Origin of the sequence: Streptomyces sp. NPDC102490, from assembly GCF_044765285.1 — a bacterium.
Classification (GTDB): Bacteria; Actinomycetota; Actinomycetes; order Streptomycetales; family Streptomycetaceae; genus Streptomyces.
The window spans coordinates 87,400-113,273 of the sequence record NZ_JBIWJU010000003.1 but is presented as its reverse complement, the minus strand read 5'-3'; the positions used below and the strand labels follow the sequence as shown (position 1 = coordinate 113,273).

Sequence of the window (25,874 nt, the reverse complement as noted above, 5' to 3'; positions counted from 1 at the left end):
TCGACCGGACGGGTCCGCTCCGATTTCCGCGGCCCGCAAGCGGATCAGTAATCGAGAAGCGCGGGTGGCGGTGCGCGCTCTAGCGTGTGACCACCGAGGCACCGAGGGCGTCACCTTCACCGAGCCCGCGACAGATGGAGACACGATGAGCAGCGCCAAGAGGCCGGGCACGCAGGGACCCGGGTCGCACGTCGCCGACAGCCACGACCTGATCCGTGTGCTCGGCGCCCGCGAGAACAACCTCAAGGACGTCAGCGTCGACCTTCCCAAGCGCCGGCTGACGGTGTTCACCGGCGTCTCCGGCTCGGGCAAGAGCTCGCTGGTGTTCAACACGATCGCCGCCGAGTCGCAGCGGCTGATCAACGAGACCTACAGCGCCTTCGTCCAGGGCTTCATGCCCAGCCTCGCCCGCCCCGAGGTGGACGTCCTGGACGGCCTCACCACCGCGATCATCGTGGACCAGCAGCGGATGGGCGCCGACCCCCGTTCCACCGTCGGCACCGCCACCGACGTCAACGCCATGCTGCGCATCCTCTTCAGTCGCCTCGGCGAGCCGCACATCGGCCCGCCCAGCGCGTACTCCTTCAACACCGCCTCGGTGCGGGCCAGTGGCGCGATCACCGTCGAGCGGGGCGACAAGAAGGCGGTGAAGGCGACCTTCCAGCGCACCGGCGGCATGTGCACGAACTGCGAGGGCCGCGGCACCGTCTCCGACATCGACCTCACCCAGCTCTACGACGACACCAAGTCGCTGGCCGAGGGCGCCTTCACCATCCCCGGCTGGAAGTCGGACAGCCAGTGGACCGTGCAGGTGTACGCCCAGTCCGGCTTCGTGGACCCGGACAAGCCGATCCGCGAGTACACCGAGAAGGAACTGCGGGACTTCCTGTACGGCGAGCCGGTCAAGGTGAAGGTCAACGGCGTCAACCTCACCTACGAGGGCCTGATCCCCAAGATCCAGAAGTCCTTCCTGTCCAAGGACAAGGAGGCGATGCAGCCGCACATCAGGGCCTTCGTGGAGCGGGCGGTCACCTTCACCACCTGCCCCGAGTGCGAGGGCACCCGGCTCAGCGAGGGCGCCCGCTCGTCGCGGATCGGCAAGATCAGCATCGCCGACGCCTGCGCGATGGAGATCCGGGACCTGGCCGAGTGGGTCCGCGAACTGGACGAACCGTCGGTGGCTCCGCTGCTCACCGCGCTGCGCGGCACCCTCGACTCCTTCGTCGAGATCGGCCTCGGCTACCTCTCCCTCGACCGGCCGGCGGGCACCCTGTCGGGCGGCGAGGCACAGCGCGTCAAGATGATCCGCCACCTCGGCTCCTCGCTCACCGACACCACGTACGTCTTCGACGAGCCCACCGTCGGACTGCACCCGCACGACATCCAGCGGATGAACGACCTGCTGCTGCGGCTGCGGGACAAGGGCAACACGGTCCTCGTCGTCGAGCACAAGCCGGAGACCATCGCGATCGCCGACCACGTGGTCGACCTCGGCCCCGGCGCCGGCACCGCGGGCGGCACCGTCTGCTTCGAGGGCACCGTGGCGGAACTGCGGGGCGCAGACACCGTCACCGGCCGCCACCTCGACGACCGGGCCACCCTCAAGGAGTCGGTCCGCAAGCCCACCGGAGCCCTGGAGATCCGCGACGCGCGGACGCACAACCTCCAGGGCGTCGACGTCGACGTCCCGCTCGGCGTGCTCTGCGTGGTCACCGGCGTGGCGGGCTCCGGCAAGAGCTCCCTGATCCACGGCTCCGTCCCGGCCGGCGCGGACGTCGTCTCGGTCGACCAGAGCCCCATCAAGGGCTCGCGGCGCAGCAACCCGGCGACGTACACCGGACTGCTCGAACCGATCCGCAAGGCCTTCGCCAAGGCCAACGGCGTGAAGCCCGCCCTGTTCAGCGCCAACTCCGAGGGCGCCTGCCCCACCTGCAACGGCGCCGGTGTGATCTACACCGACCTGGCGATGATGGCCGGTGTCGCCACCCCCTGCGAGGACTGCGAGGGCAAGCGGTTCCAGCCCGCCGTGCTGGAGTACCGATTCGGCGGCCGGGACATCAGCGAGGTGCTCGCGATGTCGGTGGACCAGGCCGAGGAGTTCTTCGGCGCCGGTCAGGCCCGCACCCCGGCCGCGCACAAGATCCTCCAGCGGCTCTCCGACGTCGGGCTCGGCTACCTCACCCTCGGCCAGCCGCTGACCACCCTCTCCGGCGGCGAGCGGCAGCGGCTCAAGCTGGCCACCCACATGGGCGAGAAGGGCGGCGTGTACGTCCTCGACGAGCCGACCACCGGACTGCACCTCGCCGACGTCGAGCAACTGCTCGGCCTGCTCGACCGCCTCGTCGACGCCGGCAAGTCGGTCATCGTCATCGAGCACCACCAGGCCGTCATGGCGCACGCCGACTGGATCATCGACCTCGGCCCCGGTGCCGGGCACGACGGCGGCCGGATCGTCTTCGAGGGCACCCCCGCCGACCTCGTCGCCGACCGCTCCACCCTCACCGGCGAGCACCTCGCCGCCTACGTCGGCGCCTGACCGTGCCGACCGCCCACGGCGCCGGTACGGCTACCGGCGCCGTCCGGCGCTGTGGGATCGTGGTCGGGTGACGACGCTGGAGGACCTGGCCCGGCTGCGCCGGGCCCGCGACCTGATGGACCGCGAGTACGCCGAGCCGCTCGACGTGCCGGCGCTGGCCCGCGTCGCCCTCATGTCGGCGGGCCACTTCTCCCGCAGCTTCCGCGCCGCCTACGGGGAGACGCCCTACAGCTACCTGATGACGCGCCGCATCGAGCGCGCCATGGCGCTGCTGCGGCGCGGCGACCTGAGCGTCACCGAGGTCTGCTTCGCGGTCGGCTGTACCTCGCTGGGGTCGTTCAGCTCGCGCTTCACCGAGCTGGTCGGCGAGAGCCCGAGCGCCTACCGCGAGCGCGACCACGCCGACGGCGCCGCCGTCCCCGCCTGCGTCGCCAAGGTCTACACCCGGCCGGTCAGAAACAGCGAGCCGGCCAGGAACGGCGAGCCCGTCCGGAACGGCAAGCCGGTCAGGAACGGAGAAGCGACGCCCGCGTCACCGCCCGTAGCGTGACGCGCATGGACATCAACCTCGCGCAGTGCTTCATAGCCGTCGACGACCACGACAAGGCGCTCGGCTTCTACCGGGACGTGCTCGGCCTGGAGGTCCGCAACGACGTCGGGTCCGGAGGAATGCGCTGGGTCACCGTCGGCTCCCCGGCGCAGCCCGGCGTGGACATCGTCCTCGAACCCCCGCTCGCCGACCCCAACGCGTCGGCCGCCGACCGGGAGGCGATGGCCGAACTCCTGGCCAAGGGGCACCTGCGCGGCGTCGTCCTCACCACCGACGACGTCGACGCCACCTTCGAGCACCTCCGCGCGGCGGGCGCCGAGGTCCTCCAGGAACCGGTCGACCAGCCCTACGGCGTCCGCGACTGCGCCTTCCGCGACCCGGCCGGCAACATGGTGCGCGTCAAGCAGCCGCGCAACGCCTGACCATCCGGGTGTTTGGGCCGGGGAACCGGGGGCAGGTGCAAGGTCAGTGCTTCGGACAGGAGGCACGTCCGTGGGAGCGGCGCGAGACCGCCACGGACGCGTCCGTGAGGGGCCCGGACGTCCTCCCACGGTGACCGCCCGACCTCAAGGGCCGTGTCGTCGTACGGCTCCGCCCGCCCCTTCCTTCGAGCCGGAGGTTCCCCCGCCTCCGGCCGCCCGGGGCGGGCCGTGCCGACCGGACAGCCGTCCGGCGCGACGACGGGACCCCGCACTCCGAGGGAGTTGCGACGCACCATGCCGATCCACGCCAGTGTGAAGCACCCGCACGACGACGCCCCCGACACGGCCGAGGACTTCCGCCGGCTCGCCACCCTCCCCGACGGCCCCGAGCGCGACGCGCTCCGCGACCGGATCGTCGAGGCGTGGCTGCCCATGGCCGAACGGCTGGCCGGACGGTTCCGCAGCCGCGGCGAGAGCTACGAGGACCTGCGCCAGGTCGCCGCCCTCGGTCTCGTCAAGGCCGTCGACCGCTACGACCCCGCACTCGGCAACGCCTTCGAGAGCTACGCCGTGCCGACCATCACCGGCGAGATCAAGCGCCACTTCCGCGACCACATGTGGACCCTGCACGTGCCGCGCCGGGTCCAGGAACTGCGCAACCGCGTCCGCTTCGCGGGCCAGGACCTGTCCCAGACCATCTCCGGCCGCAGGCCCACCGTCGCCGAGATCGCCGAGCGCGCCGAGCTGAGTGAGGAGGACGTCCGGATCGGGCTGGAGGCCCTGGAGAGCTTCACGGCCCTGTCCCTGGACGCCGAACTCCCCGGCAGCGAGGACGGCTACTCACTGAGCGACGTGCTCGGCGGCCCCGACCCGGCGCTCGACACGGTCGTCGACCGGGAGGCCGTCAAGGACCGGCTGGCCGCCCTGCCCCCGCGTGAGCGCGCCATCCTCTACATGCGCTTCTTCGACGACATGACCCAGAGCCGCATCGCCGAACAGCTCGGCATCTCCCAGATGCACGTCTCCCGCCTGATCACCCGCTGCTGCGACCGGGTGCGGGAGCAGGTGCTGCGGGACCCGGACCAGGGAGCGTGAAACCTCGGGCTCACCCGCCCGGGCGCTGCGTTCGCGCGAACGGAGCACGATGACGGGCGGCCCGGTGCCGGGCGGGCTCTGATGGCCGAGGGGCGCGAGTGCAGTGCCCCGCAAGCCGTCGCTCGAAGGAGCCCGTCCCATGCGCCGCACCGCCCGCGCCCTGTCCGTCGCCGTGCTGGCCAGTGCCGCCCTCGGTCTCTCCGCGGGGCTCGGCGCGGCCGACCCGGGCGTCCCGCCGCCCCCCACCGACCTGGGGGAACCCGTCGCCCCACCGTCCACCGACGACCCGGGAGCCGTACCCCCGCCGTCCGCGCAGGAGGCCGCCCCGCCGCCCGCCGGGCAGGCCGCCGCTCGGGTCAGCCCGGCAGACGCCGCCCCCGGCGACACCGTCACCGTCTCCGTCTCCTGCGGCCCGACCGGCGGGGACGCGCCCGCGAGTCTCGACGCCACCTCGGCGGCCTTCGAGAAGGGCACCGTCGAGCTGCGCAAGGTGGCGGACGACGCGGGCACGGCGTCCGGACCGGCCTACCGGGGCACCGCGCGGATAGCAGCCGCCGAGGACTTCGCGGCCGAGCGGAGCGCGGAGGGCACGGAGGACTCGACGGGCACGGAGGACTCGACAGGCACCGAGGACTCGACGGGCACCGGGGGCTTGGCGGAGACCGAGGACTGGGCGGAGACGGAGGACGCCGCCGGGGCCGAGGAGGACTGGACCGTCGACGGCGCCTGCCCGGACGCCTCGGGCGGCGAGGGCGGCGACCCCTGGAGCGCGACCATGAGCGTGCCGGAGGAGAGCGGCGCCGGCGCCGGCACCGGCCAGCAGGCGTGCCGGGAGAGCGCCGCCCCGCACGCGGGCACCCCCACCCACGGCACGCCCTGCGCGCCCACCAAGCCCGCGTGTCCCGTCCCCACCGCGCAGGGCACCTCCTGCGGCGGCGGGACGGCGGAGCACGGGGTGCGGGCCGGTACCGGCGGGACCTTCGGCGACTCGGTGCCCGCGCTGGTCGCCGGCGGTGTCCTGATCGCGGGCGCGTGCGGCGCGGCCGCGCACCGGCTGCGGTTGCGCCTGCGCGGGGAGGACGGCGAGCGCTGACCCCGCGCGGACGCCGGTCCGGCTGTGACACGCGCAACCGGAGCCGGAGCCATGGCGGGGCGGCACGATGGGTACGGGGATCAACGAACGGTGAGCGAACCCGGGCGGACGTCGACGGGGCCCGGCCCGGCAGGAAACCAGGCCCGGCCCAGACAGGGCCCGGCCCGGACAGGCGGCACGGACAGGGCACGGACAGGCGGCACGGACCGCGCGGAGGTACGCATGCGGCGCACGGACCCCGAGGGCCCGGCCACCGGACCCGCAGGCCCCGACCCCGTCGGCCGCACCCGCGCGGGCCACGACGCCGTGGGCCACGGCCCCGTCCGGTACGGCCCGCACTTCCCCGACGACGGGCTGCCCGTGCTGCCCGAGCTGTCCGCCGTACTGGCCGCCGCCGCGGGCCGCTCACGCGAGGAACCGGCCGGCGGCGCCCCCGCCCTCCTGGCCGCCGCCAGCGGTTACTGGGACCGGCGCGGCCTGGCCACCGAACCCGCTCACCTGGCCGCCGCCCCCGGCGCGGGCGCCCTCCTGCTCGCGCTGACCGCCGCGCTGGACGGCGACGTGCTGGTGCCCCGCCCCTGCGCGGCCTGGTGGGCACCGTACGCCCGGCTGCTGGGCAGACCCGTCTTCCACGTCCCGACACCGGCCGAGTCCGGCGGCGTGCCCGACCCGTACGCCCTGCTGGAAACCGTCCGCCGGGTCCGCGCCGAGGGCGGCGACCCCCGCCTGCTCGTGCTGTCCGTCGCCGACGACCCGACCGGCACCGTCGCGCCGCCCGAGCTGCTGCACGAGACCGTCGAGGCCGCCGCGGGCGAGGGGCTGCACCTGGTCAGCGACGAGACCTGGCGCGACACCCTGCACGACCCGCACGCCACCGTGCTCCTCAGCCCCGCCGAGATGCTGCCCGAGCGGGTCACCGTCCTCACCGACCTGGCGGGCGCGCTGCTCCCGTCGGCCTGGCCGGCCGCCGTCGCCCGCTTCCCCGCCTCCGCCGCCGGGAACGGCCTGCACGCGCGCGTGCTCGACGTGCTCACCGCGCTCGGCGCCCGCGTCGCGGCCCCCGTCGCCGCCGCGGCCGGGTACGCGCTCGACGAACCCGAACCGGTCACCGACCGCCGGGCCGCCGCCGTACGCCTGCACGCGCGCGTGGCCGCCGCCGTGCACGCCGCCGTCGTCGCCGCGGGCGCCACCGCCCGCCCCCCGCAGGCGGGCCGCCACCTGTACGCCGACCTGGGCCCGCTGCGCGACGCGCTCGGCGCCGAGGGCGTCGGCGACGCCCAGGAGCTGGAGGACTTCCTCAGCGCCCGGCTCGGCATGCCCGCCCCCGGCGGGCACCGCTTCGGGGACGACCTGCCCGCCCTGCGCGTCCGCCTCGCCACCGGGCCCCTGCTCGACGCGGGCCCCGACGAGTGGCGGACGGACCGCCTCACCTCGTCGGACCCGTTGGAACTGCCAGACGTGCAACGCGCGTTGACCGGTCTGAAGTCGGTCTTCGACGGTCTCCGCGACGCTCAGCGATGGGAGCGCCCTCGATGACGCAGCAGCCCCGGTCGACCACCAGCGGTCCCGCGTCCGCCGAGGACACCGGCGCGGCCGCCGCCCAGCCGCCGCTCGCCGAGCCCCGGCCGCCGGCCGAGCGCCGGGTGTGGCCGCGGACCTTCCACGACCGGCTGACCGCGCCGCTGCCCGGCCTGAAGGCCCTCGCCCGGTTCGCCCGCGAGGGCGCGGTCCGGCCCGGCCCCGCCGGACTCGCCGACATCCCCCGGCTGCCCTACGCCCCCGGCCCGCTGCCCCCCGTGGACGCCCGCACCGTCGCCGTCACCTGGGCCGGACACGCCAGCTGGGTGGTGCGGATCGGCGGTCTCACCGTGCTCACCGACCCGGTCTGGTCCCGCCGGATCCTCGGCACCCCGGCCCGGATCACCCCCGTCGGCGTCGCCTGGAGCGCGCTGCCCCGCGTCGACGCCGTCGTCATCAGCCACAACCACTACGACCACCTGGACGCGCCCACCCTGCGCAGGCTCCCGCGCGACACCCCGGTCCTGGTGCCCGCCGGTCTCGGCCGCTGGTTCCACCGCCGCCGCTTCACCCGGGTCACCGAGCTGGACTGGTGGGAGGCGACCGAGCTGAACGGGGTCCGGTTCGACTTCGTCCCGGCCCACCACTGGTCCAAGCGCTCCCTCACCGACACGTGCCGCACGCTGTGGGGCGGCTGGGTCCTCACCGACCCCGACGGGCGGCGCGTCTACTTCGCCGGCGACACGGGGTACGGCCACTGGTTCGCCCGTATCGGCCGCCGCTACCCCGGCATCGACCTCGCGCTGCTCCCCATCGGCGCCTACGACCCCCGCTGGTGGCTCAGTGACGTGCACTGCGACCCGGAGGAGGCGGTACGGGCCGCCCAGGACGTGGGCGCCCGCCACATGGCGCCGATGCACTGGGGCACGTTCGTCCTGTCCGCGGAACCGGTCCTGGAACCCCTGACCCGCGTACGCGCCGCCTGGCACCGGGCGGGCCTGCCCCGGGAGCGCCTGTGGGACCTGCCGGTCGGCGGCTCCCGCGTACTGGAGTGACGCGCCCCGCCCCCGCGCCGCGACCCGGGGGGCAATCGCCGCGGGCCTACGCCTTCGCCGGCCCCCGCAGGCGTCGCCATACGCCCGGGGCGGTGCTGACCAGTACGGTGAGGGCGATCGCCGCGGCGACGCCCTCCCACGGCTTGCTGAACAGGGCGCCGCTGAGGACCCCGATCAGCTGGTACGTCAGTGCCCAGGCCAGACAGGCCGGCAGGTTGCCGCGCGCGAAGCGGCGCAGCGGCCACTCGGCCAGCAGACAGGCCAGCATCACCGGTATCCGGCCGGCCGGCACCAGCCGGGAGAGGACCAGCACCGCGACGTCGTGCTCGGCGAGCTTCTCCTGCGCCTGCTCCAGCCGGTCCTCCGGCGCCCGGGACCGGATCGCCTCCAGCCAGCGGGAGCCGTTCTTCGAGCCCACCCCGCGCCGGCCCAGCCAGTACAGCGCCATGTCACCGCAGAACGCGGCCAGCGACGCCGTCGCGAACACCATCAGCATGGCGAACGGCAGCGTCTGGTGCATCGCCACCACCGCCGCCGAACTCACCAGCGCTCCCGTCGGCAGCACCGGCACCAGCGCCCCGATCAGCACCAGCAGGAACAGCGACGGATAGCCGAGCGCCTGCTGCGCCGGCTCCGTCGGTATGTTCAGCGTCGCGGCCCCCAGCCAGCTCACCGCGCGACCTCCACCCGCACACTCTCGCCGTGCCCCAGCCGGTGCACCGACACGCCCGGCGCGCGCAGCGCGGACAGGCGCACGAACTCCTCACCCGGCGTGTGGAACTCGTGGGGGCGCACGGCGTCCATCCCGATCGGCCAGTACGTGCCGTAGTGCACCGGCACCGCCGTGCGCGGCGCCAGCCGGGCCAGTGCCTCGGCCGCCCGCCCCGCGTCCAGGTGCTCCGCCCCCAGGTAGGGGCCCCAGCCACCCACCGGCAGCAGCGCCACGTCGACCGGCCCGACCTCCTTCTCCATGTCGTCGAACAGGCCCGTGTCCCCGGCGAAGTACGTCCGCGCCTCGCCCTCGACGACATAGCCGAGCGCCGGGGCGCGGTGCCGCCCGACCGGCAGCCGCCGCCCGTCGTGCCGCGCGGTGACCGCACGGACGCGCAGGTCACCGACGGTCGTCTCGTCGCCCGGCGCCACCTCGGTCAGCTCCAGGTGCCCGAGCCGGCGCAGCCCCGGCACCGCCCGGCGTGCGCCCCGGGGCACGAGCAGGCGCGTGCCCGGCGCGAGCCGCGCGAGCGACGGCACATGCAGGTGGTCGGCGTGCAGATGGGAGACCAGTGCCACGTCCGCGCGCCACGCCGCCGGCGGCGGCACCGCGCCCCGCCTGCGGCGCAGATGGGCCAGCCGACGGGCGAACAGGGGATCGGTGAGCACGCGGATGCCCGAATCCTCGACCGTGCAGGTGGCGTGACCCCACCAGGTGAGCTCCACCGGCACCTCTTTGCCTCCTTCGCGCGACTCCCCGAAGCCTACGTCCAGGAGTAGGGTCAGCGGCGAAAACGGGAGGTGACGGGAGGTGAGGGGGGACACCATGGCGGTGCGGGTGACGGCGATCGCGAGTCTGACGCCACTGGAACAGCTGGACGACGACCCCTTCCTGGTCGACTCCCGCAGCCAGCACGCCATGTGCGCCCGCTGGGCCGTGGAGCACGGCTACGTCGTCGCCCGGCAGTTGCTGGTGCGCGGTCTGCGGCACGACCACGACGCCCTGTGGGACGGAGTGCGCCCCGGCCTCGACCTGTTCGTGGCGCCCAGCCGCCGGGTGCTGGAGAGCGCGCTGTCCTCCGTCGAGGACTTCACCGCGGAGTGCGCGCGGCGCGGTGTCCGCGTCGAGACCGTCGGCCACGCCGAACCGTCGTACGACGCCCGGATGAAGGCGTGCGTGCACCGCAGGCTCTCGATGCCGACGGCCGGGTACGACGGCCGCTGACCGCCGCCCGGGCGGGTGTGAAGCGGACCCAGGGGGGACAAACGGGCACTCCGGGGCGTTGTGACAGGGTGGGGAAGGCCCGTACGGACGACGGGCCGGGACGTGAGGTGTGCGGAGCGTGGGTGGAGGGCGTTGGCGCCGGGTCGCCAGTCAGCTGGGGCGGAGTGTCACGGTGTGGGCCGTCTCCACCGTCACCATGCTCGTGCTCGCCGGGATCCTGCCCGACTTCCGGCTCCAGTCGCCCGACGGGGACAGCGCGACCGACATCGCCATGACCGCCGCGGTCGGCGCCGGAGCCTTCGGGCTGCTCTCGGCCCTGGTCTGGCCGCTCCTGGTCCGCCTGCTGCTCCTGGTGCCGACCCTCGTCCTCGGCCTGCTGGTCTTCTTCCTCAACGGCGGGCTGCTGCTCCTCGCCATCGACGCCAACCCGGCCGGACGCGGCGGCGTCGCCCCCGAGACGGCGGTCGTGGTGGCCGCCGTCATGTCCGCCGTCGCCTCCGCCACCGGCGGCGCCCTGGCCGTGCGCGACGACGACGCCTACCGGCGCCGCCTGTACCGCCTCGCCGACCGCCGCCGCAGATCCGGGCCGCCCTGCCCGGCGGGCCCCGGCACCGTCTTCCTCCAGCTGGACGGCGTCGGCCACGACGTCCTGCTCGACGCCGTCGACCGCGGCGCCATGCCCACCCTGGCCCGCTGGCTCGGCCGCGACGGCTCCTCCGCCACCCACCGGCTCGCCCCCTGGCGCACCGACTGGTCCAGCCAGACCGGCGCCAGCCAGCTGGGCATCCTGCACGGCAGCAACCACGACGTCCCCGCCTTCCGCTGGTACGAGAAGGACAGCGGCGAGGTCATGGTCTGCAACCGCCCGACCAGCGCCGCCGAACTCCAGTACCGCGCCGTCCGCCGCACCGGCGACGGCGGACTGCTCAGCCTCGACGGCGCCAGCCGGGGCAACCTGTTCGGCGGCGGCGCCGACGAGCAGGCCCTCGTGCTGTCCATAGCCACCCGCCGCCGCAGCCGCGAGACCCGCTCCAGATCCGGGTACTTCGCCTACTTCTCCGACCCCGCCAACGCCGTGCGCACCGCGCTCTCCTTCGTCGCCGAGGTGGGCCGGGAGATCGGCCAGTCCACCCGCGCCCGCGTCCACAAGGTCCGCCCGCGGGTCTCCCGCGGCGGCCTCTACCCGTTCGTGCGCGCCTTCGCGACCGTCGTCGAACGCGATGTCGTCGTCGCCGCGGTCATGGGCGACATGCTCGCCGGGCGCACCGCCGTCTACGCCGACCTGGTGGCCTATGACGAGGTCGCCCACCACTCCGGGCCGGGCGGCCGGGACGCCGCCCAGGTCCTCCAGCGGCTCGACCGGGCCGTGGCCCTGATCGAGAAGGTCGCCGAGCACGCCCCCCGCCCGTACCGGATCGTGGTCCTCTCCGACCACGGCCAGAGCCCTGGCGAGACCTTCCGCGCCCGCTACGGCCTGACCCTCGCCGACCTGGTGCGGGCCGGCTGTGGACTGCCCGTGCCGCGCAGTGCCCGGCGCACCCGCAGCGGCGCCGAGGCGCGCAACACCGTACGGGCCGCCCTGCACCGGCCGGTCGAGGAGGGCGCCGAGCAGCAGCGGCCCGCCGACACCCCCACCGGGCGCCGGTCCGAGCCGATCGTGCTGGCCTCCGGCAACCTGGGCCTGGTCTCCTTCCCGGACGTGCCGCACCGGATGACCCGGGAGGAGATCGACGCCCGCCACCCGGCCCTGCTGCCGACCCTCGCCAACCACCCCGGCATCGGCTTCCTGCTGGTGCGCAGCGAGGAACACGGCGGTGTCGTGCTCGGCGCGCGCGGCGCCGAGGTGCCCCTGGACCGGCTCGACGAGGACCCCGGCCCGCTGGCCCCCTTCGGCCCAGGCGCCGCCGACGCCGTACGCCGCACGCACTCCTTCCCGCACACGGCCGACATCATGGTCAACTCCTTCCACGACCCGGCCGACGGCGAGGTCCTCGCCTTCGAGGAGCAGATCGGCTCGCACGGCGGACTCGGCGGCGCCCAGTCGCACGCCTTCCTGCTGTCGCCGGTCGTCCTGTCCGCGCCGGCCGCCGAGGACGCGGAGATCGTCGGCGCCGAACACGTCCACCGGGTGCTGCGCCGCTGGCTGCGCGAGTCGAACGGCCCGCAGGTGCCCGTGGGCCCCGCGGACGATTCGCGGCCGAACGTCGTGGAGGACGCACCTTTTCCCGTCACAGAGGGGTTCGTACAGGACAAAAGCGCCTGATTTGGAACGATGCGGGACCGTGCCCGACCATGGGCGCGTCCGGCGATCCCGGACACCCGTTCCATGAGAGGCGCACCACCCCATGCACGTCACCGGGACCGTCCCCCCACCGGCTCCGGAACCGCAGGCGACCCCCGCGGCCCCCGACCACACCGCCCCCGCCGACCCCTCCTCCGGCAACGGCCGGCACGCCCGCCGCTTCGGGCTCCCCGTCGCCACCGCCCTGGTCATGGGCAACATCATCGGCGGCGGCATCTTCCTGCTCCCCGCCTCCGTCGCCCCCTTCGGCACCGTCAGCCTGCTCGCCTTCGGCGTCCTGACCGTCGGCGCCATCGCGCTCGCGCTGGTCTTCGGCCGCCTCGCCGCCCGCGACCCGCGCACCGGCGGCCCCTACGTCTACGCCCGCGAGGCCTTCGGCGACTTCGCCGGGTTCCTCGCCGCCTGGGCGTACTGGATCACCACCTGGGTGTCCAACGCGGCGCTCGCCGTCGCCGCCGTCGGCTACCTCGACGTCCTGATCCCGGTGAACGACCACCGCTGGACGGCCTGCCTGGCCGCCCTCGTCATCCAGTGGCTGCCCGCGCTCGCCAACTTCGCCGGCACCCGCTGGGTCGGCGCCGTCCAACTGGTCTCCACCGTGCTGAAGTTCGCCCCGCTGCTGCTCGTCGCGGTGGGCGGGCTGTTCTTCTTCGACCCGGACAACCTCGGCCCGTTCAACGCGAGCGGCTCCAGCGGCATCGGCGCGGTCTCCGCCGCCGCCGCGATCCTGCTCTTCTCCTACCTCGGCGTGGAGTCCGCCGCCGTCAGCGCCGGCGAGGTCGAGGACCCCCGCCGCACGGTCGGCCGGGCCACGGTCCTCGGCACCGCGGGCGCCGCCCTGGTCTACCTCCTCGGCACCCTCTCGGTCTTCGGCACCGTCGCCCACGACCGCCTGGTCACCTCCGACGCCCCCTTCTCGGACGCCGTGAACGCCATGTTCGGCGGCGCCTGGGGCGGCTGGGCCGTCGCACTGGCCGCCCTGGTCTCGATGACCGGCTGCCTCAACGGCTGGACCCTGCTCAGCGCCCAGACCCCGTACGCGGCGGCCAGGGACGGCCTCTTCCCGGCCGCGTTCGCGCGCAGACGGCGCGGCGTGCCCACGGTCGGCGTCGGCGTCACCGTCGTCCTCGCCTCGCTGCTCACCGTCTACAACTACACGTCCGGCTCGGCGAAGGTCTTCGAGGTCCTGGTCCTCGTCACCACCTTCACCGCCACCGTGCCGTACCTGCTGGCCACGGCCGCCCAGATCTTCCACCTGGTCTCCGGGCAGGGCGAGAAGGTCGACCGGGCGCGCCTGGTGCGGGACGGCGTGATCGCGGCCGTCGCGGCGGCCTTCTCCCTGTGGCTGGTCGCGGGCGCCGGGTACGCGGCGGTCTACCAGGGCGTGCTGTTCCTGTTCGCGGGCGTGCTCGTGTACGCGGTGATGGCGGCCCGCAGGCGCCGCGCGGAGGTGCCCACCGCGCCGTAATTCGGCTGCGCGGGGACGCAGGGGGCACGCACACTGGGCCGGTCACCTCCCGACCCGACCCCTCCCCAGGAGCCCCTGCGTGCAGGCAGCCGTCACCGTCACTCCCGCCCGTCTCCCGGAACTGCTGCTCGGCCTCGCCACCGTGCGGCCGGTCTTCCTGTGGGGCGCACCCGGCATCGGCAAGTCCTCCCTGGTGAGGAACTTCGCCGACTCGCTGGGCCTGGAGTGCGTGAGCCTGCTCGGCACGCAGCTGGCGCCCGAGGACCTGATCGGCGTCCCGCAGATCCGGGACGGCCGGTCGGTGTTCTGCCCGCCGGAGTCCATCGCCCGCGACGAGCCGTACTGCCTCTTCCTGGACGAGCTGAACGCGGCCGGCCCGGACGTGCAGAAGGCGTTCTACTCGCTCATCCTGGACCGCCGCGTCGGCAGCTACGAACTCCCCAAGGGCTCCATCGTCATCGGCGCCGGAAACCGCGCCACCGACAACGCCCTGGCCCGCCCCATCGCCTCCGCGCTGATCAACCGCCTCACCCACGTCCACCTGGACGCCTCCGCGAAGGACTGGCTCGGCTGGGCCGCCGAGCACGGCATCCACCCGTGGATCACCGACCACCTCACCGACCGCCCCGACCACCTGTGGTCCAAGCCGCCCAAGACCGAGGAGCCGTTCTCCACGCCGCGCTCGTGGCACATGCTCTCCGACGCCCTGCACTCCTTCGGCCAGGACCTCGACGAGGAGACCCTGAAGGTCCTCGCGCACGGCACCCTCACGCCGGCCCACGCGACCGCCTTCTGCGGCTACGTCAAGATCGTCCGCAGCCGGTTCGGCATCGAGGCCATCCTCAAGGGCGAGGCCCGCTGGCCCAGCCGCCTCCAGGACCGCGACCTGCTCTACTACCTCGCCGAGGCGTTCCGGGGCCGCCTGGTCAAGGAACTGCCCGCGAGCAAGGAGCACATGTCGGCGAACGGCCGCCAGACCGCGTACCGCGCCAAGTCGCTGCTCGTACAGCTCGCCGAGATCTCCGTCGAGGTCGCCCAGAGCGTCATCGCCTCCGACGCCGACGGCAATCCGGTGCTGCCCGCCTGGTTCCTGGTCGAGGCCGCCCGCGACATGCCCCGGCTGGTCGAGGCCCGCCGATGAGCCGCCCCCGCAAGCAGAAGCAGCAGCAGAAGAAGAAGGACCCGGCCGCCGAGGACTGCGCGAAGGGCGTCCAGTTGGTGTGGGCCAACCCGGCCCTCGCCGCCATGGAGGTCAAGCTGTGCCGGGAGGAGGAGTGCGAGGTCGCACCCCGGCAGGGCCTCGTCCGCGTCACCTCCAACGGCCGGGTCCACCTGCACCCCACCCGCCACGCCGAACCCGCCGAGTGGGCCTGGGCCATCGCCCACGCCCTCATCCACCTCGGCTTCGGCCACGTGCCCGCCGCCGACGGGGAGCGCGTCCAGCCCGACCGCTACGACCTCGCCGCCCGCTGCACCGTCGTCAACCGCTTCCTCCAGACCTTCCCGGTCGGCCGCACGCCCGACCACCTGCCGCCGACGTACCCGGACGGCGACGAGGAGCGGATCGCCGCCGCCTGGCGCCGCGAAGGCGGCATCCCGGCCGCCTACGAGCACTGCGGTACCGCCGACGGCGAACCCGACCAGTTGCTCGTCCCCTGGGACGGCTGGAACCTCCAGGTCCCCGACTGGCAACTGGCCTTCGCCCACGCCCTGACCCGCACCATGTCCACCGCCCTCGACCTCGCGGGCGGCCGCCGCGACGCCATGCTCGGCGGCCCCACCCGGCTGCAACCCTGGCAGCGGGCCCTGAGCTGGTTCGTCTCCTCCTACCCGCTGCTCGGCGGCATCGCCTCGGGCATCACCCTCGTCGCCGACGCCGAACTGGCCCGCGCCCACGGCATCTCCGTCGCCGCCGTCAACGCCGAGGCGGGGGAGATCTACGTCAACCCGCTGCGCCGGTACGAGGACGAGGAATGGCGCTTCGTCCTCGCCCACGAGATGCTGCACGCCGCCCTGCGCCACGGCGACCGCTGCGGCACCCGCGACCCGTATCTCTTCAACGTCGCCTGCGACTACGTCGTCAACGGCTGGCTCGTCGAGATGCAGGTCGGCACCATGCCCGAGGGCCTGCTGCACGACCCCGAGCTGGCCGGGCTGTCCGCCGAGGAGGTCTACGACCGCATCGCCGTCGACCTGCGCCGCATGCGCCGCCTGTCCACCCTGCGCGGCAAGGGCGTCGGCGACGTCCTCGGCGCCCCGCTCGGCTCGCCCCGCGACTACGTGGACCTCGACGGCTTCTACCGCCGGGGCCTCGCCCAAGGCTTCGACCTGCACCAGCAGCAGGAGCGCGGCTTCCTGCCCGGCTCACTGGTCGAGGAGATCCGCGCCCTCAGCCACCCGCCGCTGCCCTGGGACGCCCGACTCGCCCGCTGGTTCGACGAGTTCGTGCCCCGCCCCGAGCCGGTCCGGTCGTACGCGCGCCCCTCGCGGCGCCAGGCGGCCACCCCCGACATCCCGCGCGCCGGACGGTACTTCCCGCCCGAGGAGATCGCCCGGTGCACCTTCGGCGTCGTGCTGGACACCTCCGGCTCCATGGACCGCACCCTGCTCGGCAAGGCGCTCGGCGCCATCGCCTCCTACGCCGAGGCCCGCGACGTGCCCGCCGCCCGGGTCGTGTTCTGCGACGCGGCACCGCACGACGCCGGGTTCCTGCCCGTCACCGACATCGCCGGCCGGGTACGCGTGCACGGCCGGGGCGGCACCGTCCTCCAGCCCGGCATCGACCTGCTGCTGCGCGCCGACGACTTCCCGCCCACCGCGCCGGTCCTCGTCATCACCGACGGCTGGTGCGACGTCCTGCGGGTGCGGCGCGAGCATGCCTACCTGATTCCGCAGGGCGCGCGGCTGCCGTTCACGGCCCGGGGACCGGTCTTCCGGGTGAGCTGAGCCGGAGTGTGATCGGATGGGGGCGGGAACCCGGGCACGGGCTACCACCACCCCGGTACAGCAAGCGAATTCGAGAGGACCCCGCCGTGGCAACCACGCGCTCCGCACACACCGTCTGGGAAGGCAACCTGCTCGAGGGCAACGGTGTCGTCACCTTCGACTCGTCCGGCATCGGCGAGCAGCCGGTGTCGTGGCCGTCGCGCGCCGAGCAGGCGAACGGCAAGACCAGCCCCGAGGAGCTGATCGCCGCCGCCCACTCCAGCTGCTTCTCCATGGCGCTGTCGCACGGCCTGGCCGGCGCCGGCACCCCGCCCACCAAGCTCGTCACCTCGGCCGACGTCACCTTCCAGCCGGGTGAGGGCATCAAGGGCATCCACCTCACCGTGGAGGGCACCGTCCCCGGCCTCGACAACGACGCGTTCGTCGCCGCCGCCGAGGACGCCAAGAAGAACTGCCCGGTCAGCCAGGCCCTGACCGGCACGACCATCACCCTGTCGGCCAAGCTGGCCTAGCACCGGCTAGGAGCCCGCGCGCTCCCAGCCCCGCCGGTCCGGGCGCGGCCCCAGCTGCCTGGGGTCGCGCGACCGGTAGACCACGTACGGGCGGGTCAGGTACTGAAGCGGCGCGCTGAACATGTGCACCAGGCGGGTGTAGGGCACCAGGGCGATCAGCACCATCCCGACCACCGCGTGCACGTGGTACAGCACCGGCACGCCCGCCATCAGCTCCGTCCTGGGGTCCAGCGTGAACAGGCTGCGCGCCCACGGGGCGATGGTGCTCCGGTAGTCGTAGCCGTCGCCCGAGGTGTCGGACAGCTTGGCGATCATGCCCAGGAGCAGGGCGCCGAGCAGGACGGCGTACATGATCTTGTCGTTGGCCGTGGTGGCCCGGAAGACGGGCGCGTTGGTGCGGCGGCGGTAGATCAGGACGCCGATCCCGGCGACCGCGAGGACCCCGGCGAGGGTGCCGCCGTAGAGCGAGAACAGGTGGTACGCGTGCTCACCGACGCCGAGGGCGCCGGTCCACGACGCCGGGACGAACAGGCCGATCAGATGGCCGGCGAGCACGAAGAGGATGCCGTAGTGGAAGACAGGTGAGGCGATGTTGAGCAGCCTGGACTCGTAGACCTGCGAGGAGCGGGTCGTCCAGCCGAAGCGGTCGTAGCGGTGCCGCCAGACCAGGCCCGCGACCAGCAGCGCGAAGGCGGCGTAGGGCAGGACGCCCCACAGGAAGACGTTCATCGGCGGGCTCCGGTGGGTGCGGGCGGCAGGGTGGCGCACACGGCGTCCAGGACGCACGCGTAGGGCGTGCCGAAGGCGGTGAGCCGGGAGCGCAGCTGGTCCAGGGCCGCGCGGTGCTCGGTGAGCATCTCCATGGCCCCGGTGCGCGAGACGAACTCCAGGACCGCCGGCAGGAAGTCGGGCAGTTCCTCGCCGGTGAACTCCAGGCCGTGCGCGCGGTACAGCTCCTTGAAGCGGACCAGGGACATCCCGCGGTTGCGGGTGTCGCCGTCGGTCCACCAGCTCAGGTAGAGGCTGTGCCGGTTCCTGAAGTCGAAGACCTCCACGTAGTGCGCCTGGAGTTCGCCCTGCCCGGTCGCCGCCGCGTGGTCGGTGAAGTCGCGCAGCTGCGGCGCCGCCTCGCGCAGCAGGGGCAGCCGGGCGCGGAAGTCGTCGTCGGGATACGTCAGACAGAGCGCCGCCGCCTGGTACAGCACCTCGAAGCCGGGCATCGGATCAGACCTCCCTCTCGTCGTCCGCGGTCTGCCGTCTGCGCAGGATGTGGAAGTTCTCCACCGGCACCAGCGGCAGCCGCCGGCGCCCCGAGTCCTGGCCGAACGGCCCGTCGCCGCCCATGCCGGGGCCGCCGTCGGTGTCGAGACTGCACGTGTCCGGGAGCCCCTGAAGCGCCGACGCCTCCAGCCGGTGCGCGTCCCCGACGGCCGCCGTCGGGATCACGTACCGCTCCTCGTACTTGGCGATCGCCAGCAGCCGGTACATCTCCTCGACCTCCTCGGGACGCATGCCGACGCCCGCGCAGACGGCCGGGTCGGGGGCCTCGCCGAGGTTCACCGACCGCATGTGGGCGCGCATCGCCGCCAGTTTCTCCAGGGACGCCCGCACCGGACCGGTGTCACCGGCCGTGAACAGCTCGGCCAGGTACTCCAGCGGGATGCGCAGCGTGTCGATCGCGCCGAACAGGTTGTCCGCGTCCTCGCCGTCGTGCCCCGTCTCCGTCAGCGCGTCCACCACCGGGGACAGCGGCGGGATGTACCAGACCATCGGCATCGTCCGGTACTCCGGATGCAGCGGCAGCGCGACGCGGTACCTGCTGACCAGTGCGTGCACGGGGGAGCGCCGGGCCGCCTCGATCCAGTCGAAGGGGATGCCCGCCTCCTCGGCGGCCCGCCGCACCCCGGGGTCCTCCGGGTCGAGAAAGACGCCCAACTGAGCCTCGTACAGGTCGTGTTCGTCCGGCGTCTCGGCGGCCTCGGTCACCTTGTCGGCGTCGTACAGGACGACCCCGAGGTACCTGAGCCGGCCGACACAGGTCTCCGAGCAGACCGTGGGCTGGCCCGCCTCGATGCGCGGGTAGCAGAAGGTGCACTTCTCGGCCTTGCCGGTGCGGTGGTTGAAGTACACCTTCTTGTACGGGCACCCGGTCACGCACATCCGCCAGCCCCGGCAGCGGTCCTGGTCGACCAGGACGATGCCGTCCTCCGTACGCTTGTACATCGCCCCGGACGGGCACGACGCCACGCACGACGGGTTCAGGCAGTGCTCGCAGATGCGCGGCAGGTAGAACATGAACGTCTCTTCGTACGCGAACCGCACCTTCTCCGCAGCCTGTTGACGCGTGCGCTCCACCATCGGGTCCAGGTCGCCGTAGGCGGGGGCGCCGCCCAGGCTGTCGTCCCAGTTGGAGGACCAGCCGATCTTCATGGGCTTGCCGTCGAGCTGCGAGACCGGCCGCGCGACCGGGAAGTCGGTGCCGAGCGGGGCGTCGGTGAGGTTCTTGTAGTCGTACGTCCAGGGCTCGTAGTAGTCCTTGATCTCCGGAAGCCGCGGGTTGGAGAAGATCCCGGCGAGCTTCTTGAACCGGCCGCCCGCCTTGAGCCTCAGCGCGCCGCGCCGGTTCAGCTCCCAGCCGCCCCGCCACCTCTCCTGGTCCTCGTAGCGGCGCGGGTAGCCCTGTCCGGGGCGGGTCTCCACGTTGTTGAACCAGACGTACTCCATGCCGCGCCGGTTGGTCCACGCCTGCTTGCAGGTGACCGAACAGGTGTGGCAGCCGATGCACTTGTCGAGGTTCATGACCATCGCGACCTGGGCCATCGGGCGCATCAGTACTCGACCTCCTGGGAGCGGCGCCGGACGACCGTCACCTCGTCGCGCTGGTTGCCCGTCGGGCCCAGGTAGTTGAACGCCCAGGACAACTGGGCGTAGCCGCCGATGAGATGGGTCGGCTTGAGGAGCAGGCGGGTGAGCGAGTTGTGGACGCCGCCGCGCTTGCCGGTCGTCTCGGCGAGCGGCACGTTGACCGTGCGTTCCTGGGCGTGGTGCATGAAGACCGTGCCGGGCGGCATGCGGTGCGAGACGATCGCGCGGGCCACCACCACGCCGTTGCGGTTGACCGCCTCGATCCAGTCGTCGTCCGCGACCCCGATCGCCGCCGCGTCCTCGGCGGACATCCAGATGGTCTGGCCGCCCCGGGACAGCGCCAGCATGAACAGGTTGTCCTGGTACTCGGAGTGGATGGACCACTTGTTGTGCGGGGTCAGGTAGCGGACCGTCACCTCGCGGTCCCCGTCCGGACCGAGCCGGGGTTCGCCGAACAGCCGGTGCATGTCCAGCGGCGGCCGGTACACCGGCAGCGCCTCGCCCAGCTCGTGCATCCAGTCGTGGTCGACGAAGAAGTGCTGCCGGCCGGTGAGGGTGTGCCAGGGCTTGAGGTGCTCGGTGTTGAGCGTGAACGCCGTGTAGCGCCGCCCGCCCGCCTCGCTACCCGACCACTCCGGAGAGGTGATCACCGGCACGGGCGCCGCCTGGGTGTCGGCGTAGGTGATCCGCCGGCCCTCGTGCTCGGCGGCCAGGTGGGCCATCTGCTGCCCGGTCCTCGCCTCCAGGGTGTGGAAGCCCTGGGTGGCCAGCCGCCCGTTGGTGGTGCCGGACAGGGCGAGGATGGTGTTGGCCGCCTTCACCGCCGTGTCCAGCGCCGGACGCCCGTCGGCCGGGCCGCCGCGCACCGTGCCGTTCAGCTCCCGCAGCCGCGCCACCTCCTCGTCCGGCTTCAGGGTGATGCCCTTGGCGGGCAGGCCCTTGGCCTCGACCAGCGGGCCCAGCGCGGCGAACTTGGCCCCGACCGCCGTGTAGTCGCGCTCCACGACGACGAGGTCCGGCATGGTCCTCCCGGGCTCCGGATCGCACTCCCCGCGCCGCCAGTCCCGTACGACACCGCCCGGCTGGGCGATCTCGCCCGGGGTGTCGTGCTGGAGGGGCGCGGCCACCAGGTCCCTGCGCACGCCGAGGTGGTCCCGGGCCAGCTCGCTCAGCTTCTCGGCCAGCAGCTTGAAGGTGTCGAAGTCGGTGCGCGCCTGCCACGGCGGGTCCACCGCCGGGGAGAAGGCGTGCACGTAGGGGTGCATGTCCGTGCTGGACAGGTCGTGCTTCTCGTACCAGGTCGCGGCGGGCAGCACCACGTCGGACAGAAGGGTCGACGAGGTGTGCCGGAAGTCCAGCGAAAGCAGCAGGTCGAGCTTCCCCTCGGGCGCCTCCTCGTGCCAGACGACGTCCCGGGGCCGCTCGCCGGGCGCCGCCTCCTCGGCGCGCAGCGAGGACTGGGTGCCCAGCAGGTGCTTGGTGAAGTACTCGGCGCCCTTGCCGGAGGAACCGAGCAGGTTGGCCCGCCACAGGGTGACGATCCGCGGCCAGTTCTCCGGCGCGTCCGGGTCCTCGCCCGCGAACTTCAGCGTGCCCGCCCGCAGTTCGGCCACCGCGTTGGCCACCGGATCGCCGGAGGTCTCGCCCAGCTCCAGCGGATTGCGGTCGAAGGTCGGGTACGAGGGCATCCAGCCCGTGCGCGCCGACAGCGCGAGGCAGTCCGCGCCCGCCATCCCGGCCAGCCGCCCCTCGCCCAGCGGCGAGGCGAGCACGTCGGCGCGGAACCGGTCGTAGCGCCACTGGTCGGTGTGCAGGTACCAGTACCCGGTGCCGATCGCCTGGCGCGGCGGGCGCGACCAGTCCGACGCGGCGGCCAGCGACGCCCAGCCGGTCACCGGACGGCACTTCTCCTGGCCGACGTAGTGCGCCCAGCCGCCGCCGTTGCGGCCCTGGCAGCCGGTGAGCTGGAGCAGGGCGAGGAAGCCCCGGTAGATCGTCTCGGAGTGGAACCAGTGGTTGGTGCCCGCGCCCATCAGGATCATGCAGCGGCCCTTGGAGCGCTCGGCCGTCCGCGCGAACTCGCGGGCGATGCGTACACAGGCCGCCGCCGGGACCGAGGTGTGCGTCTCCTGCCAGGCGGGGGTCGCGGGCGCGTCGGCGTCCTCGTACGACGCCGGCCAGTCGCCCGGCAGGTCCTGCCGCCCCACGCCGTACTGGGCGAGGAGCAGGTCGAAGACCGTCGTCACCAGCGGTCCGGTCGCGCCGCCCAGCCGCGTCGCCGGGACGCCCCGGCGCAGCACCTCGCCGCGCCCCTGCCCGTGCGGGCCGCCCTCGGTGTCGAACCGGGGGAGCAGCACCTCCACGCCGGACGCCATCTCGTGGCCGTGCAGGCTCAGCCGGGGCCGTACGTCGCCCAGGTCCAGGTTCCACTTCCCCCGGTCGGCTTCGTTCCAGCGGAAGCCCAGCGAGCCGTTCGGGACCACCGCGCGGCCCGTCGCCCCGTCCAGGACGACCGTCTTCCACCGGGCGTCGTCACCGCCCTGCCCGAGATCGGCGGCGCGCAGGAACTTGCCCGGGACGTACGCCCCGTCCCGCTCGGTCAGCGTCACCAGGAACGGCAGGTCGGTGAAGCGCCGCACGTAGTCGTCGAAGAAGGGGGTCGTGCGGTCGACGAAGAACTCCTTGAGCACCACGTGCCCCATCGCCATCGCCAGCGCCGCGTCCGTCCCGGGGTGCGGGTGCAGCCACTGGTCGGCGAACTTGGTGTTGTCCGCGTAGTCCGGCGAGACCACGACCACCTTCTGGCCCCGGTAGCGGGCCTCCGCCATCCAGTGCGCGTCCGGCGTGCGGGTCACCGGCACGTTGGTGCCCCACATGATCAGGTACGCGGCGTCCCACCAGTCGCCCGACTCCGGCACGTCCGTCTGGTCGCCGAAGACCTGCGGGGAGGCCACCGGCAGGTCGGCGTACCAGTCGTAGAACGACAGCATCGGGGCGCCGATCAGCGAGTGGAAGCGGGCCCCCGCCGCGTGCGACACCATCGACATCGCGGGGATGGGGGAGAAGCCCGCGATGCGGTCGGGGCCGTGGGCGCGGAGGGTGTGCACATGGGCGGCGGCGATCATCTCCACCGCCTCGTCCCAGCTCGCCCGGACCAGACCGCCCTTGCCGCGCGCCCGCTGGTAGCGCCCGCGGCGCTCCGGGTCGCCCTGGAGGTCGGCCCACGCCAGCACCGGGTCCGCCAGCCGGGCCTTCGCCTCCCGGTACATCTCCAGGAGCACCCCGCGCACGTACGGGTAGCGCACCCGGGTCGGCGAGTAGGTGTACCAGGAGAACGCCGCGCCCCGGGGGCAGCCGCGCGGCTCGTACTCGGGACGGTCGGGGCCGACCGACGGGTAGTCCGTGGCCTGGGTCTCCCAGGTGATGATGCCGTCCTTGACGTACACGTTCCACCGGCACGAACCCGTGCAGTTCACGCCGTGCGTGGACGTCACGACCTTGTCGTGGCTCCAGCGGTCCCGGTAGAAGGCGTCCGACTCCCGCCCGCCGACCAGCCCGATGCTGTGCAGGTCGGGTGCCGCGGTGCCCGGCCGGAAGAACCGGCCCGCGCGCAGCAGCGCCGCGCCCGGCTCGGTGGGCGGTGTCCGCGTGTCGGTCACGTGCGCTCCCTTGCTCGCCCTGGTTCCCGAACCTAGGGCCGGGCGCGGGAGCGCACCCGTTCGCGGCGCCCGTACGGGTCAGGCCGGGGCGCCGGACGTCCTCCGGGTCAGGGCTTGCGCGCCACCCCCGCGTACACCGGCACGATGCCCTCCGCCTGGACCGCCACGTCCTCCGGGTCCGGCCGCCAGCCGGTGACCGGGATGATGCCGGGGCCCAGCAGCTCCAGGCCGTCGAAGAAGCGCGCGAACTCGGGGAGGGAGCGCGGGTGGAACGGCGTGCCGCTGCGGGCGAACAGCTCCGCGGCCCTGCCCACCGCCTCGGGATTCAGGTCCGGCGTGACCTGCGAGAGGACCAGGAAGCTGCCCGGCGCCAGCACGTCGGCGTACCGCTTGAGCAGGCCGTACACGTCGTCGCCCGCGGCCGCGTCGCCGAGGTAGTGGGTGAGGGCCACCAGCGACAGGGCGACCGGCCGGTCGAAGTCCAGGGACTCGCCCGCCAGCCGCAGGATCAGGTCCGGGTCCCGGACGTCCGCGTGGACGTAGTCGGTGCTGCCCCGGGCCGATCCGTGCAGTAGCGCCTCGGCGTGCCGGAGGACGATCGGGTCGTTGTCGGCGTAGACGATCCGCGACTCGGGCGCCACCGCCTGGGCCACCTGGTGCAGGTTCGGCTCGGTGGGGATGCCGGTGCCTATGTCCAGGAACTGGCGGATCCCGGCCTCGGCGAGGGTACGCACCGCCCGGTGCATGAACCGCCGGTTCGCGCGCGCCCCGCGCACCGCCGTGCCGTCCGCCGCGAGGATCCTGCGGGCCAGCTCCTCGTCCACCGGGTAGTTGTCCTTGCCGCCCAGCCACCAGTCGTAGACCCGGGCCGGGTGCGGGCGGCTGGTGTCGAGGGGCGCGGGCTCGGAACCGGTCATGCGGTGTCGTCTCCTCGGGGGCCGCTGCGTGGACTCGTGGGCTGCGTGCGGGTCGTCGCCGGTCAGAACGTCTCGCGGTACGCGCGCAGGATCTTCTCGGTGCGCTGGGTCGAGGCGGCGCGCGCCGTCATGTGGTCCAGGACCTCCAGGTGCGCCGAGACCTCGGTGCGGGAGTCCAGGTACAGGGCGCCCGTCAGGTACTCGGTGAAGACCATGTCCGGCAGCTCCGGCTCCGCGAACCGGAACAGGGTGAACGGCGCGTACGTCCCCGGGTGCGGCCCGTCCTCGAACTCGGCGACCTGGAGCGTCACCCGGTCCCGGCCGGCGAACTCCAGCAGCTTGTCGAGCTGCTCGCGCATCACCCGGCCGTGGATGCTCACCGGCCGCCTGAGCACCGTCTCGTCCATCACCACCCACAGGTGGGGCGGGTCCGGGCGCTCCAGCAGCCGCTGCCGCTCCATGCGCAGGGACACATGGCGCTCCACCGCGTCCCCGCCCGCGTTGCCGATGGTCCCGGCCTCCAGGACCGAGCGCGCGTAGTCCTCGGTCTGCAACAGCCCCGGGACGAAGTGCGGCTCGTAGGAGCGGACGATCCGCGCGGCGCCCTCCAGGCTCACGTACAGGCTGAACCAGTCCGGCAGCACGTCGTGGTACCGCTGCCACCAGCCCGGCTGGTTCGCCTCCTCGGCGAGCGCGACGAACGCCGCGACCTCGTCACCGGCGACCCCGTACGCCGTCAGCAGTATCTGGACATACGGTATTTTCAGCGAGACCTCGGCCATCTCCATGCGCCGCACCGTCGCCGGGGCCACCCGGAGCACCTTGGCGGCCTCCTCGCGCTTGAGGCCCGCCGTCTCCCGCAGTTCCTGAAGCCGTCTGCCGAGGACCACCTGGCCCACGGTGGGTGCGGCCCGCCGCTCGCTCACGCCACGCCTCCCCAACGCGCCCAAGTCACACCGCAGTCTGTCATGTTCCTCTGTCAGTCTCACAGGGGTGTTCG

At 73.5% G+C, this 25,874-nt stretch carries 21 protein-coding genes; 13 read left to right on the top strand and 8 right to left on the bottom strand.

Features of this window, described 5'->3' with window-relative positions; translation table 11 throughout:
- Positions 1-145: 145 nt before the first annotated feature.
- The 7 genes from ACIRGB_RS07150 to ACIRGB_RS07120 all read left to right on the top strand — a co-directional run bounded on the left by ACIRGB_RS07150 (position 146) and on the right by ACIRGB_RS07120 (position 8,269).
- Positions 146-2,536, top strand: a complete 2,391-nt coding sequence (locus tag ACIRGB_RS07150) for an ATP-binding cassette domain-containing protein (RefSeq protein WP_403859497.1) — start codon at positions 146-148, stop codon at positions 2,534-2,536.
- 67 nt (positions 2,537-2,603) lie between these two features.
- A complete protein-coding gene (locus ACIRGB_RS07145) occupies positions 2,604-3,086 on the top strand; it encodes a helix-turn-helix transcriptional regulator (RefSeq protein WP_403859495.1) in 483 nt (160 codons plus the stop codon).
- Between the two features lie 5 nt (positions 3,087-3,091).
- The gene (locus tag ACIRGB_RS07140; RefSeq protein WP_403859493.1) at positions 3,092-3,508 is read left to right on the top strand and encodes a VOC family protein; all 417 of its coding nucleotides are present in this window, start codon (positions 3,092-3,094) and stop codon (positions 3,506-3,508) included.
- A gap of 294 nt (positions 3,509-3,802) precedes the next feature.
- Positions 3,803-4,603, top strand: a complete 801-nt coding sequence (locus ACIRGB_RS07135) for an RNA polymerase sigma factor SigF (RefSeq protein ID WP_403859491.1) — start codon at positions 3,803-3,805, stop codon at positions 4,601-4,603.
- A gap of 139 nt (positions 4,604-4,742) precedes the next feature.
- Positions 4,743-5,696 (top strand): hypothetical protein, encoded by a 954-nt coding sequence (locus tag ACIRGB_RS07130; RefSeq protein ID WP_403859489.1) that lies wholly within the window; start codon positions 4,743-4,745, stop codon positions 5,694-5,696.
- A gap of 222 nt (positions 5,697-5,918) precedes the next feature.
- A complete protein-coding gene (locus ACIRGB_RS07125) occupies positions 5,919-7,232 on the top strand; it encodes an aminotransferase class I/II-fold pyridoxal phosphate-dependent enzyme (protein WP_403859487.1) in 1,314 nt (437 codons plus the stop codon).
- Positions 7,229-8,269, top strand: a complete 1,041-nt coding sequence (locus tag ACIRGB_RS07120; protein WP_403859485.1) for an MBL fold metallo-hydrolase — start codon at positions 7,229-7,231, stop codon at positions 8,267-8,269. Before ACIRGB_RS07125 ends, ACIRGB_RS07120 begins: the two co-directional genes overlap by 4 nt.
- Before the next feature lie 46 nt (positions 8,270-8,315).
- Here ACIRGB_RS07120 and ACIRGB_RS07115 read toward each other — a convergent pair whose 3' ends face one another.
- Both ACIRGB_RS07115 and ACIRGB_RS07110 read right to left on the bottom strand, forming a co-directional pair.
- Positions 8,316-8,942, bottom strand: coding sequence for a DedA family protein (locus ACIRGB_RS07115; protein WP_403859483.1), 627 nt, complete (start codon positions 8,940-8,942; stop codon positions 8,316-8,318).
- Positions 8,939-9,712, bottom strand: a complete 774-nt coding sequence (locus ACIRGB_RS07110; RefSeq protein ID WP_403859481.1) for an MBL fold metallo-hydrolase — start codon at positions 9,710-9,712, stop codon at positions 8,939-8,941. Before ACIRGB_RS07110 ends, ACIRGB_RS07115 begins: the two co-directional genes overlap by 4 nt.
- Before the next feature lie 94 nt (positions 9,713-9,806).
- On the opposite strand from ACIRGB_RS07110, the gene ACIRGB_RS07105 reads away from it, so the two are divergent.
- The 6 genes from ACIRGB_RS07105 to ACIRGB_RS07080 all read left to right on the top strand — a co-directional run bounded on the left by ACIRGB_RS07105 (position 9,807) and on the right by ACIRGB_RS07080 (position 17,433).
- Positions 9,807-10,205: a hypothetical protein gene (locus ACIRGB_RS07105; protein WP_403860607.1), complete on the top strand. Its 399-nt coding sequence runs from the start codon at positions 9,807-9,809 to the stop codon at positions 10,203-10,205.
- A gap of 109 nt (positions 10,206-10,314) precedes the next feature.
- Complete coding sequence (locus ACIRGB_RS07100; protein WP_403859480.1) at positions 10,315-12,468, top strand: phage holin family protein; 2,154 nt, start codon at positions 10,315-10,317, stop codon at positions 12,466-12,468.
- Between the two features lie 82 nt (positions 12,469-12,550).
- Entirely contained in the window at positions 12,551-13,975 is a 1,425-nt protein-coding gene (locus ACIRGB_RS07095) for an amino acid permease (protein ID WP_403859478.1), read from the top strand.
- Between the two features lie 79 nt (positions 13,976-14,054).
- Positions 14,055-15,116, top strand: coding sequence for an ATP-binding protein (locus ACIRGB_RS07090; RefSeq protein ID WP_403859476.1), 1,062 nt, complete (start codon positions 14,055-14,057; stop codon positions 15,114-15,116).
- On the top strand, positions 15,113-16,921 hold the full coding sequence (locus ACIRGB_RS07085) for a hypothetical protein (protein ID WP_403859474.1): 1,809 nt from the start codon (positions 15,113-15,115) through the stop codon (positions 16,919-16,921). Before ACIRGB_RS07090 ends, ACIRGB_RS07085 begins: the two co-directional genes overlap by 4 nt.
- A gap of 86 nt (positions 16,922-17,007) precedes the next feature.
- Positions 17,008-17,433 carry an OsmC family protein gene (locus tag ACIRGB_RS07080; protein WP_104634090.1) on the top strand — a complete coding sequence of 142 codons (426 nt, stop codon included), beginning with the start codon at positions 17,008-17,010 and terminating at the stop codon, positions 17,431-17,433.
- Between the two features lie 6 nt (positions 17,434-17,439).
- Here the strand turns inward: ACIRGB_RS07080 and narI are convergent, their stop codons facing one another.
- The 6 genes from narI to ACIRGB_RS07050 form a co-directional block, all read right to left on the bottom strand.
- On the bottom strand, positions 17,440-18,162 hold the full coding sequence (narI, locus tag ACIRGB_RS07075; RefSeq protein ID WP_403859472.1) for a respiratory nitrate reductase subunit gamma: 723 nt from the start codon (positions 18,160-18,162) through the stop codon (positions 17,440-17,442).
- Entirely contained in the window at positions 18,159-18,653 is a 495-nt protein-coding gene (gene narJ / locus ACIRGB_RS07070; protein ID WP_403859470.1) for a nitrate reductase molybdenum cofactor assembly chaperone, read from the bottom strand. Before narJ ends, narI begins: the two co-directional genes overlap by 4 nt.
- Before the next feature lie 4 nt (positions 18,654-18,657).
- Positions 18,658-20,262: a nitrate reductase subunit beta gene (gene narH / locus ACIRGB_RS07065; protein ID WP_403859468.1), complete on the bottom strand. Its 1,605-nt coding sequence runs from the start codon at positions 20,260-20,262 to the stop codon at positions 18,658-18,660.
- Positions 20,262-23,957 carry a nitrate reductase subunit alpha gene (locus ACIRGB_RS07060; RefSeq protein ID WP_403859466.1) on the bottom strand — a complete coding sequence of 1,232 codons (3,696 nt, stop codon included), beginning with the start codon at positions 23,955-23,957 and terminating at the stop codon, positions 20,262-20,264. The genes narH and ACIRGB_RS07060 overlap by 1 nt, the downstream gene beginning before the upstream one ends.
- A 107-nt stretch (positions 23,958-24,064) precedes the next feature.
- Positions 24,065-24,874: an SAM-dependent methyltransferase gene (locus ACIRGB_RS07055; protein ID WP_403859464.1), complete on the bottom strand. Its 810-nt coding sequence runs from the start codon at positions 24,872-24,874 to the stop codon at positions 24,065-24,067.
- Between the two features lie 62 nt (positions 24,875-24,936).
- Positions 24,937-25,800, bottom strand: coding sequence for a helix-turn-helix domain-containing protein (locus tag ACIRGB_RS07050; RefSeq protein ID WP_403859462.1), 864 nt, complete (start codon positions 25,798-25,800; stop codon positions 24,937-24,939).
- Positions 25,801-25,874 lie beyond the last annotated feature (74 nt).

What these genes read in the sequence shown, in the direction of transcription:
- ACIRGB_RS07085 (WP_403859474.1), top strand. Translation starts at nt 15,113, where the DNA reads ATGAGCCGCCCCCGCAAGCAGAAGCAGCAGCAGAAGAAGAAGGACCCG.
- narH (WP_403859468.1), bottom strand. Translation starts at nt 20,262, where the DNA reads ATGCGCCCGATGGCCCAGGTCGCGATGGTCATGAACCTCGACAAGTGC.
- ACIRGB_RS07150 (WP_403859497.1), top strand. Translation starts at nt 146, where the DNA reads ATGAGCAGCGCCAAGAGGCCGGGCACGCAGGGACCCGGGTCGCACGTC.
- ACIRGB_RS07055 (WP_403859464.1), bottom strand. Translation starts at nt 24,874, where the DNA reads ATGACCGGTTCCGAGCCCGCGCCCCTCGACACCAGCCGCCCGCACCCG.
- ACIRGB_RS07095 (WP_403859478.1), top strand. Translation starts at nt 12,551, where the DNA reads ATGCACGTCACCGGGACCGTCCCCCCACCGGCTCCGGAACCGCAGGCG.
- narI (WP_403859472.1), bottom strand. Translation starts at nt 18,162, where the DNA reads ATGAACGTCTTCCTGTGGGGCGTCCTGCCCTACGCCGCCTTCGCGCTG.
- ACIRGB_RS07105 (WP_403860607.1), top strand. Translation starts at nt 9,807, where the DNA reads ATGGCGGTGCGGGTGACGGCGATCGCGAGTCTGACGCCACTGGAACAG.
- ACIRGB_RS07120 (WP_403859485.1), top strand. Translation starts at nt 7,229, where the DNA reads ATGACGCAGCAGCCCCGGTCGACCACCAGCGGTCCCGCGTCCGCCGAG.
- ACIRGB_RS07125 (WP_403859487.1), top strand. Translation starts at nt 5,919, where the DNA reads ATGCGGCGCACGGACCCCGAGGGCCCGGCCACCGGACCCGCAGGCCCC.
- ACIRGB_RS07130 (WP_403859489.1), top strand. Translation starts at nt 4,743, where the DNA reads ATGCGCCGCACCGCCCGCGCCCTGTCCGTCGCCGTGCTGGCCAGTGCC.
- narJ (WP_403859470.1), bottom strand. Translation starts at nt 18,653, where the DNA reads ATGCCCGGCTTCGAGGTGCTGTACCAGGCGGCGGCGCTCTGTCTGACG.
- ACIRGB_RS07135 (WP_403859491.1), top strand. Translation starts at nt 3,803, where the DNA reads ATGCCGATCCACGCCAGTGTGAAGCACCCGCACGACGACGCCCCCGAC.
- ACIRGB_RS07140 (WP_403859493.1), top strand. Translation starts at nt 3,092, where the DNA reads ATGGACATCAACCTCGCGCAGTGCTTCATAGCCGTCGACGACCACGAC.